We start from the raw sequence: 16,405 nt of genomic DNA on the forward strand, positions 1-16,405 counted from the left end.
GTGCGCGGTCAGCCGTCCCTGGAGTCGGCGGCGACCTTGTCGGCGAGATGCGAGGGGAGCGGCTCGTAGCGCAGGAAACCGCGGGTGAACGTGCCGGTGCCCTGCGACATCGACCTCAGGTCGATCGCGTACCGGACGATCTCCAACTGCGGCACCTCGGCCTTGATCATCGTGCGTCCGCCGGGCACCGCCTGGGAGCCGAGCACCCGGCCGCGCCGCGAGGTGAGGTCGGACATGATCTGGCCCACGTACTCGTCGGCGATCAGGACCTCCACCTCGTCGACGGGCTCCAGCAGCAGGATCGGCACCTGGCCCGCCGCGTCCTTCAGCGCGAGCGCGCCGGCGGTCTGGAACGCCATGTCGGAGGAGTCGACCGAGTGCGCCTTGCCGTCGTGCAGCGTGACCTTGACGTCGACCATCGGGTACCCGGCGGACACGCCCCGCTCCATCTGCTGCCGGACGCCCTTCTCGACCGACGGGATGAACTGGCGCGGGACGACCCCGCCGACGATCTTGTCGACGAACTCGAAGCCCTCGCCGGAGGGCAGCGGCTCGACGTCGATGTGGCAGATGCCGTACTGGCCGTGCCCGCCGCTCTGCTTGACGTGCCGGCCGAGGCCCTTCGCCGTCCCGCCGAACGTCTCCCGCAGCGGGACGCGCAGGTCCACCCGCTCCACCTCGACGCCGTACCGGGCGCGCAGCCGGTCGATCAGCACGTCGGCGTGGGCCTCGCCCATGCACCACAGGACCAGCTGGCGGGTCTCGGCGTTGTTCTCCAGCCGCAGCGTCGGGTCCTCGGCGACGAGCCGGCCGAGCGCCTGGCTCAGCTTGTCCTCGTCGGCCTTGGACTTCGCGCGGATCGCGACCGGCAGCAGCGGGTCCGGCATGGACCAGGGGGCCATCACCATGGGGGCGCCCGGATCCGACAGCGTGTCGCCGGTCTCGGCGCGGCCGAGCTTCGCGACCGCGCAGATGTCGCCCGCCCCGCACGACGACACGGTGCGCTGCGTCTTGCCCAGCGGGGAGGTGAGCGCGCCGACGCGCTCGTCGACGTCGTGGTCCTCATGGCCGCGGTCCTCCATGCCGTGCCCGGAGACGTGCACGGTCGTGTCGGGGCGCAGCGTCCCGGAGAAGACGCGGACCAGCGAGATCCGCCCGACGTAGGGATCGGACGTGGTCTTGACGACCTCGGCGACCAGCGGCCCCTCCGGATCGCAGGAGATCTCCTTCGGGGGCCCGCCCGCCACCGGGGTCACGGGCGGGATGCCGTGTTCGAGGGGGGACGGGAACGCCTGGGTGATGACCTCCAGCAGCTCCGGCATGCCGACCACCGGGCCGGGGTGGTCGCCGTGCGGGACCGACGTCGCGAGGACGGGGTAGAAGCTGCCGCGCGCGACCGCGGTCTCCAGGTCCTCGATGAGCGCCTTGACGTCGATCTCCTCACCGGACAGGTAGCGGTCCATGAGGGTCTCGTCCTCGCTCTCCTGGATGATCCCCTCGATGAGCGAGGCGCGCTGCTCGGAGATCTGGTCCAGGTACCGGGGATCGGGGTCGCACTCGGTGCGCCGCCCGGTCGAGTAGTCGAGGCAGCGCTGCGACAGCAGCCCGATCAGGCCCTTCAGGCCGTCGTCGCCCTGGGCCGGGAAGTACAGCGGCGCGACGCCCTCGCCGAAGACGTCCTGGCAGGTCATGACCACGTCGTCGTAGTCGCCGCGCTGCTGGTCGACCTTGGTGATGACGACCGCGCGGGGCATCCGCACCGCCGCGCACTCCTCCCAGATCATCCGGGTGAGCCCGTCGATGCCGTCCACCGCCGAGATCACGAACAGGGCCGCGTCGGCGGCGCGCAGCCCGGCCCGCAGGTCGCCGACGAAGTCGGCGTAGCCGGGGGTGTCGATGAGATTGACCTTGACGTCGCCGTGCGCCAGCGGCGCGAGCGCGAGGTTGACCGAGCGCTGCTGGCGCACCTCCACGTCGTCGAAGTCGCTGACGGTGGTGCCGTCCTCGACCTTCCCCGCCCGCTGCAGCGTGCCCGTGGCGGCGAGCAGCGCCTCGACGAGCGTGGTCTTTCCGGCCCCCGAATGGCCGACCAACGCGACATTGCGCACCTTGTCGCACCCGCCGGCCTCCGGTGCCCTGCCGGGGGCTCCCGGGTGGCCTCCCTTGTCCGCCATGACTACCTCCTCGGACGGGCCTCTCGCGGAGGCCCGCGTGCGGCTGGGGCCCGGCCCGGCGGGCCCGGCCCTGACGTCCGAGTGCGGCGTCCGACCTCGTCCAACGCGCGTGACCGACGTCACACCCGTGTCAACAGCCTTTCCCGTGCGGGCCGGGATCACAAGGGGTGAACGGCAAACAACCGCGATCCGTCCGGGCCGGCGGGCCGCGGGCCCCGCGACCGGCCGCGCGCCCGCGGCGTGCGCACTACGATGGGCGCGCCGCGTGGGCGCCGGTTCGCCCGCGGCGGGGCCGCCCCCGGTGAGCACGACTCCCGGCCGCGACTCCCGATGATCACGAGAACGGACGTCGATGCTCAACAAGATCAGGCCCGCGCTGGGGCGAGTCCTCACCCCCGTCGGACAGGCGGTCGCGCGGACCGGGGTCTCGCCCAACGCCATCACCGTCATCGGGACGGTCGGCGTCGCCGCCGGCGCGCTCGTGCTGTTCCCCCGCGGGGAGTTCTTCTGGGGGACGATGGTCATCACCGCGTTCGTCCTGTTCGACATGCTCGACGGCGCGGTCGCCCGGGTCACCGGGAAGATCTCCGCGTTCGGCGCGTTCCTGGACTCCACCATGGACCGCGTCGCCGACGCCGCGATCTTCGCCGGGCTGATGATCGGGCTGTACCGGGCGGGCCAGGAGCCCCTCGCCGGGGTCGCCCTGTACTGCCTGGTCTCCGGGGTCGTGGTGTCCTACGCCAAGGCCCGCGCCGAGGGCCTCGGCTACACCTGCAACGTCGGCATCGCCGAGCGCGCCGAGCGCCTCATCGTCGCCCTGGTCGCGGCCGGGTTCGACGGGCTGGGCGTCCCCTACATCCTCGCCGTCGCCTTGTGGGGCCTCGCCGTGCTCAGCACCGTCACGGTCGGGCAGCGGTTCGCCGCGGTGTACGCCCAGGCGAGGCCCGGCGCGGGCGCCGGAGCCGGGAACGGCGCGCCGAACGGGGCCGAGAAGACGCCGGAGCCGCGTCCATGACCACGCCCCGCCGCGAAGAGGCGGCGCCGTCGCTTCGCGACGAGGTGACCGACGCCGTCTACGCCCTGGGCTGGACGGTCGTCCGCAAGATGCCGGAGAGCGCGGCGCGCCTGGTGTTCGCCGCGCTCGCCGACCGCACCTGGCACCGCTACGGCGGCGGCGTGCGGCAGCTGGAGAAGAACCTGTGCCGCGTCCTCGGCAAGGACGCCGTCGACGACGAGGTCCGCGTCCTCAGCAAGAAGGTGCTGCGCTCCTACTTCCGCTACTGGCTGGAGGTCTTCCGGCTGCCCGAGTACGACCGGGCGCGGATCCTCGGCCGGATGCGGGTCACCGGCGAGAAGAAGATCTTCACCAACCTCGACTCCGGGCGGGGCGTCATTCTCGCGCTGCCCCACATGGGCAACTACGAGCACGCCGGCGCGTGGCTGGTGCACTGCGGGTACCCCTTCACCACCGTCGCCGAGCGGCTCGAACCCGCGTCGCTGTTCGACCGGTTCGTCGAGTTCCGCGAGGGCCTCGGAATGGAGGTCCTCGCGCACAAGGGCGCCTCCGCCTACGGGCGCATGGCGCAGCGGTTGCGGGCCGGCCGCCCGGTCTGCCTGGTCGTCGACCGCGACCTGACCGAGAGCGGCATCGACGTGCGGTTCTTCGGCGCCACCGCCCGGATGCCCGCCGTGTCGGCCGCGCTGGCCGTCCAGACGGGCGCCGCCCTCATTCCCGTGACACTCTGGTACGAGGGCGAGTATTGGGCTGCGCGGGTCCACGAGGAGATCCCCGTGCCGGACGGGGGCGGCAGACAGGAGAAGATCCAGGCCATGACCCAGGACCTCGCGCGCGCCTTCGAGGAGGGCATCGCCGCCCACCCCGAGGACTGGCACATGCTGCAGAAGGTCTGGGTGGACGACCTCCCGGACGGCCGAAGATGAGGGCCGGCCGATGAAGGTGGGACTCGTCTGCCCCTACACCTGGGACGTGCCGGGCGGCGTCCAGCAGCACATCGGCGACCTCGCCGAGGCGCTCGTCGCGCTCGGCCACGCGGTGTCGGTCATCACGCCCGCCGACGACGACGCCGATCTGCCGCCCTACGTCGTGTCGGCCGGGCGCGCCGTCCCCGTCCCCTACAACGGCTCGGTCGCGCGGCTGGCGTTCGGGTTCCTGTCGGCCGGCCGGGTCCGGCGCTGGATCCGCGAGGGCGGGTTCGACGTCCTGCACGTCCACGAGCCCGCCGCGCCCTCGCTCGGGCTGCTCGCCTGCTGGGCGGCCGACGGGCCCATCGTGGGCACGTTCCACGCCTCCTACGAGAGGTCGCGGGCGCTGTCGGTCACCGCGCCGATCCTGCAGAGCGCCCTGGAGAAGATCACTGGCCGGATCGCGGTGTCGGAGGCCGCGCGCACCACGCTGGTCGAGAACCTCGGCGGCGACGCCGTCCTGATCCCGAACGGCGTCGCGACCGAGCGCTACGCGCCGGCGGAGCCGCTCCCCGGCTGGCGCGGCCGCACGGACACGCCCAGGGACGGCGACGGGGGAGCGCTGGGGTTCCTCGGCCGGATGGACGAGCCGCGCAAGGGGCTGCAGGTGCTGCTGCGCGCCTTCGAGATCCTCGGCCGCTCGCGCCCGGGGCTGCGGCTGCTGATCGCCGGTCCCGGCGACGCCGGCGACGTGCTGGCACGGGTCCCGGCCGGCCTGCGCGACCGCGTCGTCGTGCTCGGCATGGTGAGCGAGCAGGACAAGGTCCGCGCCTACCACTCGGTGGACGTCTTCGTCGCTCCCAACCTCGGCGGCGAGAGCTTCGGCATCGTCCTCGCCGAGGCCATGGCGGCGGGCGCGCCCATCCTCGCCAGCGACATCGAGGCGTTCGACCGCGTCCTGCGCGGAGGCAGGGCCGGGGCCCTGTTCCCGGCCGGCGACCACGAGGCGCTCGCCGCGGCGGCCGGGGAGCTGCTCGACGACCCGGCCCGCCGCAAGCAGCTGTCCGCCGAGGCCCGCGCCGCCGTCCGGACCTACGACTGGTCGTCGGTGGCCCGCGACGTGCTGCGTGTGTACGAGACCGTCACCGGCGGCCGCGCGGGCGTGGTCGAGTCCGGGCTCGGGGCGTAGGGGGCGGCGTGTCCTACGACTGGGTCATCGACGTCCTGTTCTGGATCGCCGTCGTCTTCCTGATCGTGGTGTACGTGTCGTGGCGCGCCACCCGGCTCGACCGGCTGCACGTGCGGGTCGAGACGGCCCGCGCCGCGCTCGACGCCGCGCTCGTCAGGCGGGCCGCCGCCACGCTGGAGTTGGCCGCGTCCCGGCTTCTGGACCCGGCCACCAGCCTGGTGCTGGCCACCGCCGCCCACGAGGCCCGCACCGCCGACGCCGAGGGCCGCGAGTTCGCCGAGAGCGACCTGTCGCGGGCGCTGCGCGCCGCCGTCGACCAGCCCGGCTTCGTCGACGCCCTCGACGCCCGCGGCGGCGGCGACGGCAGGGCGGTCCTGGACGAGCTGGAGTCCGCCGCCGCGAAGGTCGCCTACGCCCGCCGCTTCTACAACGACGCCGTCTCCCAGGCCCGGATCGCGCGCCGCAAGCTGCTCATCCGCGTCCTGCCGCTCGCCGGGAGGGCCCCGCTCCCGGACTTCTTCGAGATCGACGACGACCCGCCCGGGATCTGAGGGCCCGCGATCCGCCGGGGCCGCGTTGATCGGGGGAGCCCCGCGCGGCCGTACCACCGGGCGGGCGAGCGCATCAGATCACGTTCGCTACCCTCTGGCAGATCGTCCAAAGGAGGGGTAGATCGTGCGATCTGTCTGGGACACCACCGTCCGGGGGCGCGCGGCCGCGGGGATGGGCGTCCTCGTCATCGGCGCCGCGCTGTCGGCCTGCTCGGGCTCGGACGGCGCCGCGAAGCCGGCGCCGCCGCCGAGCGGCACGGGCACGCCCCAGGCCGCCGGAACGCCGACGCCCGCGACGCATCCGTTCACCGGCGGCGCCAGGGGCCTGGCCAATCCCGTCCTCGCGGTCAAGATCGAGAACACGCGGCCCGCGCTCCCGCAGAGCGGCGTGTCGGCCGCCGACATCGTCTACGTCGAGCAGGTCGAGGGCGGCGAGACCCGCCTGATGGCGGTCTACTCCTCCAAACTGCCGAAGAAGGTCGGGCCCGTCCGCAGCGCCCGCATCTCCGATCTGCACATCCTGCCGCAGTTCGGCCGTCCCGCCTTCGCGTTCTCGGGCGTCCAGAGCAAGATGAAGAAGTACATCCGCAAGGCGCCGGTGTACGACATCTCTCAGGAGAGCGCGGGTAGCGCGTACTTCCGCTCCGGCGACAGGCGCATCCCCTACAACCTCTACGCCGACCCCAAGGACCTGCTGAAGCAGGCGCCGAAGGCCGCGAAGCCGCGCGACATCGGCTTCCGCTTCGGAGACGCTCCTGACGGCGGCAAGCCCACCAAATCGTTCACCGCCCGGTGGCCCGCCGCCACCATGGGCTTCACGTGGTCGGCCAAGCAGAAGCGGTGGCTCGCCAGCTGGGGCGGCACCCCCGACCGCGCCGCCGAGGGCGGGCTCCTCGGGGGCAGGACCGTCGTCGTGCAGTACGCCAAGACGACCCGCTCGAAGTTCCACGACTTCCTCGGCAGCTACACGCCGCTGATCCACACCACCGGCACCGGCCGCGCGGTCGTCCTGCGCGACGGCAAGGCCTACGGCGCCAAGTGGTCGCGCTCGTCCGAGGGCGAGGGCACCACCTACACCACCGCCGACGGCAAGCCCATGAACTTCGCTCGCGGCCAGGTCTGGGTCGTGCTCGTCAACGACGGCAAGCCCTACACGCCCTAGCCGGAGGCGTTGTGGCCCGTAACCCGTCACTCCGTAAGCGGCCGGCGCCCCCCGCTGACACTCTGCCGGGTCGAGATGTCGTGCGAGCAGGCAATATCATGGGAAAAGACATGTCGTCCGTCCACGTGAGGAATGCCCGTGACCACTTCCACTCCCGCCCCTGACAACGCCGCGCCCGAGACCGGGACCGCCCGCGTCAAGCGCGGCATGGCGGAGATGCTCAAGGGCGGCGTGATCATGGACGTCGTCACGCCCGAGCAGGCGAAGATCGCCGAAGACGCGGGCGCGGTCGCCGTCATGGCCCTGGAGCGGGTCCCCGCCGACATCCGCGTCGAGGGCGGCATCTCCCGGATGAGCGACCCCGACATGATCGACGGGATCATCGCCGCGGTCTCCATCCCCGTCATGGCCAAGGCCCGGATCGGCCACTTCGTCGAGGCGCAGGTGCTGCAGGCGCTCGGCGTCGACTACATCGACGAGTCCGAGGTGCTCACGCCCGCCGACTACGACAACCACATCGACAAGTGGGCGTTCACCGTCCCGTTCGTGTGCGGGGCCACCAGCCTCGGCGAGGCGCTGCGCCGCATCACCGAGGGCGCGGCGATGATCCGCTCCAAGGGCGAGGCGGGCACCGGCGACGTCTCCAACGCCACCACCCACATGCGCAAGATCCGGCAGGAGATCCGCCGCCTGCAGAACCTGCCCGAGGACGAGCTGTTCGTCGCGGCCAAGGAGCTCCAGGCCCCCTACGAGCTGGTCAAGGAGGTCGCCCGGGCGGGCAAGCTGCCCGTCGTGCTGTTCACCGCGGGCGGCATCGCCACCCCCGCCGACGCCGCGATGATGATGCAGCTCGGTGCCGAGGGCGTCTTCGTCGGGTCCGGGATCTTCAAGTCCGGCAACCCGGCCCAGCGCGCCGAGGCGATCGTGAAGGCCACCACCTTCCACGACGACCCCGACGTGATCGCCAAGGTGTCGCGCGGCCTCGGCGAGGCCATGGTCGGCATCAACGCCGCCTCCCTCGGCGAGGACCAGAAGTTCGCCGGCCGCGGCTGGTAGCCCAGGTGCGTCCGCCCGGCCCGGGTGGCCGGGCGGATCGGTGGGTACCCCCCTCCACACGGGCCGCCAAGAGGGTTTACGCTGACGGCGCGGCCGGAGGGGCGAGCCCTGGCTGGTGCCCGGCCGCGGGAGGGAAGAGCATGGCTTGGTCGGTCGCGCTGGCGTGCGCGAGCGCGGGTGAACCCACCGAGGTGTTCCGGCCTGGCCTGGCGCCCGACCCCGACGCCGCCGCGACGATCGCGCGCCGCCTCTACCCGGCGGCCACCCTCACCGAGACCGGCGACACGGTCCTGGACTTCGCGCTCTGGCCGTACGAGGACGAGCTGTTCGTCGGTGCCTTCGACCGGGCGCTGCTGCTGTGCGACCGGCGGCTGTTCTGCCTCGACGACGACGCCCGCCGCATCGCCGACACGGCCGCGGCGGCGCTCCCCGGCTCCCACTGCGGCGTCCTCGTCCTGCACAACGTGATCCGCAGCTGCTGGTTCCGCTGGTACGAGTCGGGCGTGCTGCTCCGCGACGTGTACGTCACCGCCGAGGACGGCGTGGTCGTCGACCAGGGCGAGCGGCTGCCCGCCGAGCGCCCGTTCTGGCGCGCCGTCGACGAGGGCGCGCCGGACGTGCCGCTCCCGTTCGACCCCGAGGAGTTCGGCCTCGCGCTCGCCGAGCAGTACATGTTCGGCCGCGGCATCGCCGACCGCGGCAAGGACGGCTTCCTGCCCCTGGAACTCCCGGTCCGCCGCTTCCGGCACGCCTGACCCCGCCCGGGCCGGATCGGCCCGGGGAAGATCAGCAAGGTCGTCGGGCGTTGTAAGGAGCGTCTAGGGTTGAGACGTCTCCTTGTGTCCCGGAAGGTTTCCACGTGACTGCTGTGCCCACGATCGGTGTCCTCGCCCTGCAGGGCGACGTGCGCGAGCATGCGCGCGCGTTGGAGGAGGCCGGGGCGCGCACCGTGAAGGTGCGCCGCCCCGACGAGCTGGAGCAGGTCGACGGGCTGGTCCTGCCCGGTGGGGAGTCCACCACCATGTGGCGGCTGGCGCGCTCGTTCGAACTGCTCGAACCGCTGCGCAAGCGGATCGAGGCGGGCATGCCCGCCTACGGCTCCTGCGCCGGCATGATCATGCTGGCGGACCGGATCCGGGGCGGCGTGGCGGGCCAGGAGACCGTCGGCGGGATCGACATGACCGTGCGGCGCAACGCGTTCGGCCGGCAGGTCGACTCCTTCGAGGCCGCCGTCCCGCTGACCGGTATGGGTGACACGCCGTACCACGCCGTTTTCATCCGCGCACCCTGGGTGGAGTCCGTCGGCGACGCCGTCGAGATCCTCGGACGCGCGGAGAGCGGGCAGAACGCCGGTAGGATCGTCGCCGTCCGCCAGGGGCGCCTCATGGCGACCGCGTTCCATCCGGAGCTGACGGGCGATTTCCGCGTGCACCACTACTTCGCCGATCTGGTGCGCCGGACGACAGAGGAGGATTGACAGATGTCCGGCCATTCCAAGTGGGCGACGACCAAGCACAAGAAGGCGGCCCTCGACGCCAAGCGGGGCAAGCTCTTCGCCAAGCTGATCAAGAACATCGAGGTGGCGGCCCGCACGGGCGGCGGCGACCCGGAGGCCAACCCCACCCTCTACGACGCCATCTACAAGGCGAAGAAGAACTCGGTCCCGAACGACAACATCGAGCGCGCCCGCAAGCGGGGCGCCGGTGAGGAGGCCGGGGGCGCCGACTGGCAGAACATCACCTACGAGGGCTACGCCCCGGGCGGTGTCGCCGTGCTCATCGAGTGCCTGACCGACAACCGCAACCGGGCCGCCTCGGAGGTCCGCGTCGCGCTCACCCGCAACGGCGGCTCCCTCGCCGACCCGGGCTCGGTCTCCTACATGTTCAACCGCAAGGGCGTCGTGATCGTCCCCAAGGCGGGCACCAGCGAGGACGACGTGATGATGGCCGTCCTGGACGCCGGCGCCGAGGAGGTCAACGACCTCGACGGGGAGAACTTCGAGGTCGTGAGCGAGGCCGGCGACCTGGTCGCGGTCCGCTCGGCGCTGGTGGAGGCCGGGATCGACTACGAGTCGGCGGAGAGCAAGTTCCTGCCGAGCGTGACCGTCCCGCTCGACGAGGACAACGCCAAGAAGGTGTTCCGGCTCCTGGACGCCCTGGAGGACTCCGACGACGTCCAGGAGATCTACGCCAACTTCGACGTGAGCGACGAGGTCATGGCCTCCATCGACGCCTGACGCCCCGTCGCCGGCAGCGCCGCCGCCGCCCGCCCGGGCGCGGCGGCGTTTCTCGTCGGCGCCGTCGCATACGGTCTGGATCATGGAGATTCGCGCTCTCGCACTCGACGAGGCGGACGCCGTCCGCGACATCCGGGCCCGCGCCTTCGGGCCGCTGCCCGACGACGTGTGGGCCCGCCGGTCCCGTCTCGTCCGGCAGGCGGCGGAGGCGGGGCGGCAGTTCGCCGGCTTCGACGGCGGCGCGGTCGTCGCCACGGGGGCCCTGCTCGACATGACGCAGTGGTGGCACGGGCGGGCGGTGTCCACGGCCGGGGTCAGCGCGGTCACGGTCGCCCCCGAGGAGCGCGGGCGGGGCCTCGGCCGCCGTCTGATGGGCGACCTGCTGGAGCGGTGCGCCGGTCTCGGTCACCCGCTCGCCATGCTCTTCCCGGCCACGACGCGGCTCTACCGGTCGCTCGGCTGGGAGCACGCGGGGGCCTGGCACCACGTCGACCTGTCCACCGAGGCCCTGCGCACGATCGCGGCCGAGCGGGTCCCCGTCCTCAGGGCCGGCCCCGGCGACGCCGCCGAGGTGGCCGCCGTGATCGCCCGCGCGCACCGGACGGCGCGCGACTGCGGTCCGGTCGGCTGGCCGGAGGCGAGATGGCGCGAGCACCTGGGCGCCCCGGACGGGTACCACTACCTGGCCGAGGACGGGTTCCTGTCCTACCGGTGGGCGGAGGGCAACGCAGGGCTGGAGGTCGCGCGGCTCGTCGCCTCCTCCGAGAGGACGCTGAGGGCGCTGTGGGCCATCGTCGGGTCCGGTTCGTCCACGGCCGAGTCGGTGCGGGCCTGCGTGTCGCCGATGGACCCGGTGCTGTGGCTGCCGCGCGAGCGCGAGCACGAGACCGTCCACCGCTCCCAGTGGATGCTCCGGGTCGTCGACGCGCCTGCGGCGATCGCGGCGCGCGGCTTTCCTGCCGGGGTCGCGGCCGGGGTCCCGCTGGAGATCGACGATCCGCAGCGTCCGGCGAACTCGGGCCGGTGGCACCTGGAGATCAAGGACGGGGAGGGGCGGCTGGAGCGTTCCACCGCTACGGGCGCCGACGCCGTCCGCCTCGGCCCGCGCGGCCTGGCGGCGCTCTACTCCGGGATTCCGGAGCCGACGCTCCGCCGAGCCGGCCTGCTCCAGGGCGGGAACGCGGAGGCGCTCGCCGCGGCGTTCGCGGCCACGCCGTTCTCGCTGGATTACTTCTGACCGGCCACGCGGATTGATAGCGTTGGCGGCCGAACAAGTGATCGAAGGAGCGGCCGTGCGGGTGATGGGGGTGGACCCCGGGCTCACCCGGTGCGGGGTCGGGGTCGTCGAGGGCGCCCCGGGCAAGCGGCTGCACCTGGTGCACGTGTCGGTCGTGCGGACCGCCCCCGACGAGGACCACGCCCTGCGGCTGCTGGGCGTCGAGACCGGCATCGCGGCCGTCATGGACGAGCTGCGCCCCGACGCCGTCGCCGTCGAGCGCGTGTTCTCCCAGCACAACGTCCGGACCGTGATGGGCACGGCCCAGGCCGCCGGGATCGCCATGCTGCTGGCCGCCCGGCGCGGCCTGCCCGTCGCGCTGCACACCCCCAGCGAGGCCAAGGCCGCCGTCACCGGGAACGGCCGCGCCGACAAGGCGCAGGTGACCCGGATGGTGACCCGGCTGCTGTCCCTGGAGACCGCGCCGAAACCGGCCGACGCCGCCGACGCGCTCGCCCTGGCCATCTGCCACGTGTGGCGCGGGGGAGCGCAGCAGCGGCTCGCGCACGCGCAGCGGTCGCGCATCGAGGAGGCGGCCAGGGCCGAACGGGAGCGGCTCGCCGCCCGGAGCAGAGGAGGAAGCGTCCAGTGATCGCCTTCGTCAGCGGCCGGGTGGCCGCCGCGGGACCCGACGGGGCGGTGATCGACGTGCACGGCGTCGGCCTCTCGGTGCAGTGCACCCCCGCCACGCTGGCCGGCCTGCGGGTCGGGGAGCAGGCGCGGGTGCCGACCTCCCTCGTCGTCCGCGAGGACTCCCTCACCCTGTTCGGGTTCGCCGACGACGACGAGCGCACCGTCTTCGAGCTGCTCCAGACAGCGAGCGGCGTCGGGCCCCGCCTCGCCCTGGCGATGCTGGCGGTCCACTCGCCGAACGCGCTGCGCCGCGCCGTGTCCACCGAGGACGTGACCGCGCTCACCAAGGTGCCCGGCATCGGCAAGAAGGGCGCGCAGCGCATCGTCCTGGAACTGCGGGACCGCCTCGGCGGCCCGGTCGGCGACGACGGCGGCGACCTGCGCGCGCCCGCCCGCGCCGAGCCGTGGCGCGACCAGGTGCAGATGGGCCTGGTCAACCTCGGCTGGTCGGCCAGGGACGCCGACGCCGCCGTGGACGCCGTCGCGGCCGATCTCGACGGCGGCGAGGCGCCCCCGGTCGCGGCGCTGCTGAGGTCGGCCCTGAAGAAGCTCAGCAAGCCATGACTGAGCCTGGGGAGGCGCGGGGAGCCGGGATGAGCGAGACCGACGAGACGGAGCGGCTGGTGTCCGCGGACGCCGGCGGGACCGAGGAGCAGCAGATCGAGGCCGCGCTGCGGCCGAAGAAGCTGGACGACTTCGTCGGGCAGGAGCGGGTCCGCGAGCAGCTCTCGCTGGTGCTGCACGGCGCGCTCGGACGCGGCCGGACCCCCGACCACGTCCTGCTGTCGGGCGGGCCCGGGCTCGGCAAGACCACCCTCGCCATGATCATCGCGGCGGAGTTGGGGCAGCCGCTGCGGATCTCCTCGGGGCCGGCGATCGAGCGGGCCGGCGATCTCGCGGCCGTGCTGTCGACCCTCGCCGAAGGCGAGGTGCTGTTCCTGGACGAGATCCACCGGCTGGCGCGGCCCGCCGAGGAGATGCTCTACATGGCGATGGAGGACTTCCGCGTCGACGTCGTCGTGGGCAAGGGCCCCGGGGCGACGGCGATCCCGCTGGACATCGCCCCGTTCACGCTGGTGGGCGCCACCACGCGGGCGGGCATGCTGCCCGGTCCGCTGCGCGACCGCTTCGGCTTCGTCGCGCACATGGACTTCTACGAGCCCGCCGAACTGGAGATCATCGTCCGCCGGTCCGCCCGGCTGCTGGACGTGGAGATCTCCGACGACGCCGCCGCCGAGGTCGCCGGGCGCTCGCGCGGCACGCCCCGGATCGCCAACCGGCTGCTGCGCCGCGTCCGCGACTACGCCGAGGTGCGCGCCGACGGTGTGATCACGCGGGAATCGGCCCGCGCCGCCCTGGCGTTGTACGAGGTGGACGAACGGGGCCTTGACCGGCTCGACCGTTCCGTCCTGGAGTCGCTGATGCGCAAGTTCGGCGGCGGGCCGGTGGGCCTGTCGACGCTGGCCGTGTCGGTGGGGGAGGAGCCCGAGACCGTCGAGGTCGTCGCGGAGCCGTTCCTCGTCCGGCAGGGCCTGCTCGCCAGGACGCCGCGCGGAAGGGTCGCCACGGCCGCCGCGTGGGCGCACCTGGGGCTTGCCCAGCCGCCGACGGCGCCGATGGCGGGCACCCTGTTCGACCTGGACCGGGACGCCGGCCGGACGGAAGAGTGATCATCTGATAACGGGTTGGGAACTTCCCGGCGTCGTCGATCGTCGCCTCGTTGCCGGGGTCTCGCGTACTCTCTAGACTCCGGGACTTGGTTCACCGTCTCCAGCCGGCGGTCCCGTTGCACGTGACCGGTCTGGTCACAGGCTGGGCAATCGACATCGGAAGGATGCCCCAGTAATGGGCAGCGACATTATTCTCGCGGCGGGCTCGGGTGGTAGCGGGTCCTTCAATCTGCTCCTGCTTCTCGCCGTGCCACTGGTCTTCTACTTCCTGCTCATCCGGCCGCAGAGCAAGCGCCGCAAAGAGCAGATGCAGATGCAGAACGCCATGGAGCCGGGCGCCCGCGTCCTGACGACCAGCGGTATCCGCGCGACCGTCGTGTCGGTCGACGACGACGGAATCGTGCTGGAGATCGCCGACGGCGTAGAGGTTCGGTTCGTCAAGCAGGCCGTCATGCAGGTCCTCAAGGACGACGACCCCGAGGAGCTCGACGACGAGCACGACGAGGACGCCGAGGACGAGGACGGCGACCGCGTCGACCTGTCCAAGGACGGCTCCGAGGTCGACCTGTCCAAGGACGGCGACGACGAGGCCGCGCCCGCCGCGGACGCCGCGGGCGAGGACGGCGAGCCCGAGTCCAAGCCGAAGGGGAAGGCGAAGGTCGAGGCGGGCGACAAGCCCGCCTGACCCCTCTCACGGCGACGATACGACGGGAAGTACGACGACAAGTGGCTCCGCCCAAGAATGCTCCCAAGCCCGGGCGCACGCTCCTCGCGCTCTTCGCGATCATGGTGGTCATGGCCGGTCTGGCGGTCTGGCAGGGGCAGACGAAGCCCAAGCTGGGCCTGGACCTCGCCGGCGGGACTACCGTGACGCTCACGGCCAAGACCGCGAACGGCAAGAATCCCCCGGCCGACCAGATGAACCAGGCCGTCAAGATCATGACGAAGCGCGTCAACGGTCTGGGGGTCTCCGACGCCGAGGTCGCCAAGCAGGGCAGCAACAACATCGTGGTGAACGTCCCCGGTGAGGGGCAGGGCCGCGTCGTCAACCTGATCGGGACGACGGCCAAGCTGCAGTTCCGCCAGGTGTTCGCGGTCGCCGACGGGAAGCCGTCGAGCGGGGCGGCGCCCGTCCCGTCCTCCAGCCCGACGAAGGGCACGGGGGAGAAGAAGGACGGGGGCAAGAGCCCGTCGCCGTCCGCGTCGGCCTCTCCCTCGGGGGGCGCGTCGCCGTCGGCGTCGTCCACCCCGCGCGGCCGGGCCGTGTCGGGGGCGCTGGCGGCCCCGACGCCCAAGCCGTCCGGTTCCGCCGCCGCGTCGCCCGCACCGTCGGCGTCGTCGCCGCTGGGCCAGCCGTCCGGGCAGCCCACGGCCCCCGCGCAGGACTACCCGGGCGTCACCGACAAAGCCGTGATCAGCCAGTTCGAGGCGCTGAACTGCTACAGCGGCGACCGGCGGGCCCCGGGCTCCAACGACCCGAACCGCAAGTTCGTCGCCGCCTGCGACCAGGACGAGGAGAGCGGCCAGGCCGCCAAGTACATCCTCGGCCCGGTCCGGGTGCTGGGCGAGAACGTCTCCTCGGCGAGCGCGATGCCGCCGAACGCCCAGCAGGGCCAGGCCAGCTGGTCGGTCTCGCTGAAGTTCGACGGCACGGGCGCCCGCCAGTTCGGCGAGGTCACCACCGCCGCGTCCCAGGCCTACCAGCAGAACCCGTCCTCCCCGCAGGCGCAGGTCGCGATCGTCCTCGACGGGCAGGTCGTCTCCGCGCCGAGCATCCGCGAGGGCGCCATCACGGGCGGCACGGCCAGCATCGACGGCCCGCCCGACAGCTTCAACCAGCAGTACGCCACCGACCTCGCCAACGTGCTCAAGTACGGGGCGCTGCCGCTGGAGTTCAAGCAGAGCTCCATCGACGAGGTGTCGTCCACGCTGGGCTCCGACCAGCTGACCGGCGGGCTGATCGCCGGCGCGATCGGGCTCGGCCTGGTGGTGCTCTACTGCCTGTTCTACTACCGGGGCCTCGGCCTGGTGGCGGTGTCCAGCCTGGTCGTGGCGTCGGTCATCACCTACGAGGCGGTGGTGATCCTCGGTGAGGGGATGGGCTTCCGGCTCTCCCTGCCGCACATCATCGGCCTGATCGTGTCCATCGGCATCACGGCCGACTCGTTCATCGTCTACTTCGAGCGGCTGAGGGACGAGCTGCGGGCCGGGCGCAAGCTGCGCTCGTCGGTGGAGAACGCCTGGAAGCGGGCGCGGCGCACCATCCTCGTCGCCGACGCCGTCACCTTCCTCGCGGCGCTGGTGCTGTACTTCCTCGCGGTCGGCGGCGTCGCCGGGTTCGCGTTCGCGATGGGCCTCACGACGCTCATCGACGTCATCGTGGTGTTCTTCTTCACCAAGCCGTTGGTCGCGCTGCTGGCGCGCACGAACTTCTTCGGGCGCGGGCATCCGATGTCCGGCCTCGATCCGAGGCGCCTGCACAAGGCGCAGGACACCTCCGCCCCAGCCGCCCGCACGACGAGCCAGGAGGCCTGA

The 16,405-nt window shown here is 72.7% G+C and carries 16 protein-coding genes; 15 read left to right on the forward strand and 1 reads right to left on the reverse strand.

Annotation, left to right across the window (positions count from 1 at the left end):
* Positions 1-8: 8 nt before the first annotated feature.
* Complete coding sequence (locus tag AB0C84_RS23015; protein ID WP_361069733.1) at positions 9-2,174, reverse strand: elongation factor G-like protein EF-G2; 2,166 nt, start codon at positions 2,172-2,174, stop codon at positions 9-11.
* 352 nt (positions 2,175-2,526) lie between these two features.
* On the opposite strand from AB0C84_RS23015, the gene pgsA reads away from it, so the two are divergent.
* The 15 genes from pgsA to secD all read left to right on the forward strand — a co-directional run bounded on the left by pgsA (position 2,527) and on the right by secD (position 16,405).
* Positions 2,527-3,189 carry a phosphatidylinositol phosphate synthase gene (pgsA, locus tag AB0C84_RS23020; RefSeq protein WP_179848471.1) on the forward strand — a complete coding sequence of 221 codons (663 nt, stop codon included), beginning with the start codon at positions 2,527-2,529 and terminating at the stop codon, positions 3,187-3,189.
* Positions 3,186-4,115 carry a phosphatidylinositol mannoside acyltransferase gene (locus tag AB0C84_RS23025; protein WP_179848472.1) on the forward strand — a complete coding sequence of 310 codons (930 nt, stop codon included), beginning with the start codon at positions 3,186-3,188 and terminating at the stop codon, positions 4,113-4,115. Before pgsA ends, AB0C84_RS23025 begins: the two co-directional genes overlap by 4 nt.
* A 10-nt stretch (positions 4,116-4,125) precedes the next feature.
* Positions 4,126-5,286, forward strand: coding sequence for a glycosyltransferase family 4 protein (locus AB0C84_RS23030; RefSeq protein WP_361069738.1), 1,161 nt, complete (start codon positions 4,126-4,128; stop codon positions 5,284-5,286).
* Positions 5,287-5,294: 8 nt separating this feature from the next.
* The gene (locus tag AB0C84_RS23035; RefSeq protein ID WP_258943317.1) at positions 5,295-5,837 is read left to right on the forward strand and encodes a hypothetical protein; all 543 of its coding nucleotides are present in this window, start codon (positions 5,295-5,297) and stop codon (positions 5,835-5,837) included.
* 124 nt (positions 5,838-5,961) lie between these two features.
* On the forward strand, positions 5,962-6,999 hold the full coding sequence (locus tag AB0C84_RS23040) for a DUF3048 domain-containing protein (protein WP_361069742.1): 1,038 nt from the start codon (positions 5,962-5,964) through the stop codon (positions 6,997-6,999).
* Positions 7,000-7,131: 132 nt separating this feature from the next.
* Positions 7,132-8,055: a pyridoxal 5'-phosphate synthase lyase subunit PdxS gene (gene pdxS / locus AB0C84_RS23045; protein WP_258943319.1), complete on the forward strand. Its 924-nt coding sequence runs from the start codon at positions 7,132-7,134 to the stop codon at positions 8,053-8,055.
* Between the two features lie 140 nt (positions 8,056-8,195).
* A complete protein-coding gene (locus tag AB0C84_RS23050) occupies positions 8,196-8,810 on the forward strand; it encodes a hypothetical protein (RefSeq protein WP_258943320.1) in 615 nt (204 codons plus the stop codon).
* A 104-nt stretch (positions 8,811-8,914) separates the two neighbouring features.
* A complete protein-coding gene (gene pdxT / locus AB0C84_RS23055) occupies positions 8,915-9,532 on the forward strand; it encodes a pyridoxal 5'-phosphate synthase glutaminase subunit PdxT (protein WP_308206527.1) in 618 nt (205 codons plus the stop codon).
* 3 nt (positions 9,533-9,535) lie between these two features.
* A complete protein-coding gene (locus AB0C84_RS23060) occupies positions 9,536-10,291 on the forward strand; it encodes a YebC/PmpR family DNA-binding transcriptional regulator (protein ID WP_179848477.1) in 756 nt (251 codons plus the stop codon).
* 82 nt (positions 10,292-10,373) lie between these two features.
* A complete protein-coding gene (locus AB0C84_RS23065) occupies positions 10,374-11,528 on the forward strand; it encodes a GNAT family N-acetyltransferase (protein WP_361069748.1) in 1,155 nt (384 codons plus the stop codon).
* A gap of 55 nt (positions 11,529-11,583) precedes the next feature.
* A complete protein-coding gene (ruvC, locus tag AB0C84_RS23070; protein WP_179848479.1) occupies positions 11,584-12,159 on the forward strand; it encodes a crossover junction endodeoxyribonuclease RuvC in 576 nt (191 codons plus the stop codon).
* Positions 12,156-12,764 carry a Holliday junction branch migration protein RuvA gene (gene ruvA, locus AB0C84_RS23075; RefSeq protein WP_361069752.1) on the forward strand — a complete coding sequence of 203 codons (609 nt, stop codon included), beginning with the start codon at positions 12,156-12,158 and terminating at the stop codon, positions 12,762-12,764. Before ruvC ends, ruvA begins: the two co-directional genes overlap by 4 nt.
* 29 nt (positions 12,765-12,793) lie before the next feature.
* Positions 12,794-13,870 carry a Holliday junction branch migration DNA helicase RuvB gene (gene ruvB / locus AB0C84_RS23080; RefSeq protein WP_361069756.1) on the forward strand — a complete coding sequence of 359 codons (1,077 nt, stop codon included), beginning with the start codon at positions 12,794-12,796 and terminating at the stop codon, positions 13,868-13,870.
* 175 nt (positions 13,871-14,045) lie between these two features.
* Positions 14,046-14,555 (forward strand): preprotein translocase subunit YajC, encoded by a 510-nt coding sequence (gene yajC, locus AB0C84_RS23085; protein WP_258943325.1) that lies wholly within the window; start codon positions 14,046-14,048, stop codon positions 14,553-14,555.
* A gap of 41 nt (positions 14,556-14,596) precedes the next feature.
* The gene (gene secD, locus AB0C84_RS23090; protein ID WP_361069760.1) at positions 14,597-16,405 is read left to right on the forward strand and encodes a protein translocase subunit SecD; all 1,809 of its coding nucleotides are present in this window, start codon (positions 14,597-14,599) and stop codon (positions 16,403-16,405) included.

Origin of the sequence: Actinomadura sp. NPDC048955 (assembly GCF_040649435.1) — a bacterium.
Classification (GTDB): Bacteria; Actinomycetota; Actinomycetes; order Streptosporangiales; family Streptosporangiaceae; genus Spirillospora; species Spirillospora luteofluorescens.

What these genes read in the sequence shown, in the direction of transcription:
- AB0C84_RS23015 (WP_361069733.1), bottom strand. Translation starts at nt 2,174, where the DNA reads ATGGCGGACAAGGGAGGCCACCCGGGAGCCCCCGGCAGGGCACCGGAG.
- pgsA (WP_179848471.1), top strand. Translation starts at nt 2,527, where the DNA reads ATGCTCAACAAGATCAGGCCCGCGCTGGGGCGAGTCCTCACCCCCGTC.
- AB0C84_RS23025 (WP_179848472.1), top strand. Translation starts at nt 3,186, where the DNA reads ATGACCACGCCCCGCCGCGAAGAGGCGGCGCCGTCGCTTCGCGACGAG.
- AB0C84_RS23030 (WP_361069738.1), top strand. Translation starts at nt 4,126, where the DNA reads ATGAAGGTGGGACTCGTCTGCCCCTACACCTGGGACGTGCCGGGCGGC.
- pdxS (WP_258943319.1), top strand. Translation starts at nt 7,132, where the DNA reads ATGCCCGTGACCACTTCCACTCCCGCCCCTGACAACGCCGCGCCCGAG.
- AB0C84_RS23050 (WP_258943320.1), top strand. Translation starts at nt 8,196, where the DNA reads ATGGCTTGGTCGGTCGCGCTGGCGTGCGCGAGCGCGGGTGAACCCACC.
- AB0C84_RS23060 (WP_179848477.1), top strand. Translation starts at nt 9,536, where the DNA reads ATGTCCGGCCATTCCAAGTGGGCGACGACCAAGCACAAGAAGGCGGCC.
- AB0C84_RS23065 (WP_361069748.1), top strand. Translation starts at nt 10,374, where the DNA reads ATGGAGATTCGCGCTCTCGCACTCGACGAGGCGGACGCCGTCCGCGAC.
- ruvB (WP_361069756.1), top strand. Translation starts at nt 12,794, where the DNA reads ATGAGCGAGACCGACGAGACGGAGCGGCTGGTGTCCGCGGACGCCGGC.
- yajC (WP_258943325.1), top strand. Translation starts at nt 14,046, where the DNA reads ATGGGCAGCGACATTATTCTCGCGGCGGGCTCGGGTGGTAGCGGGTCC.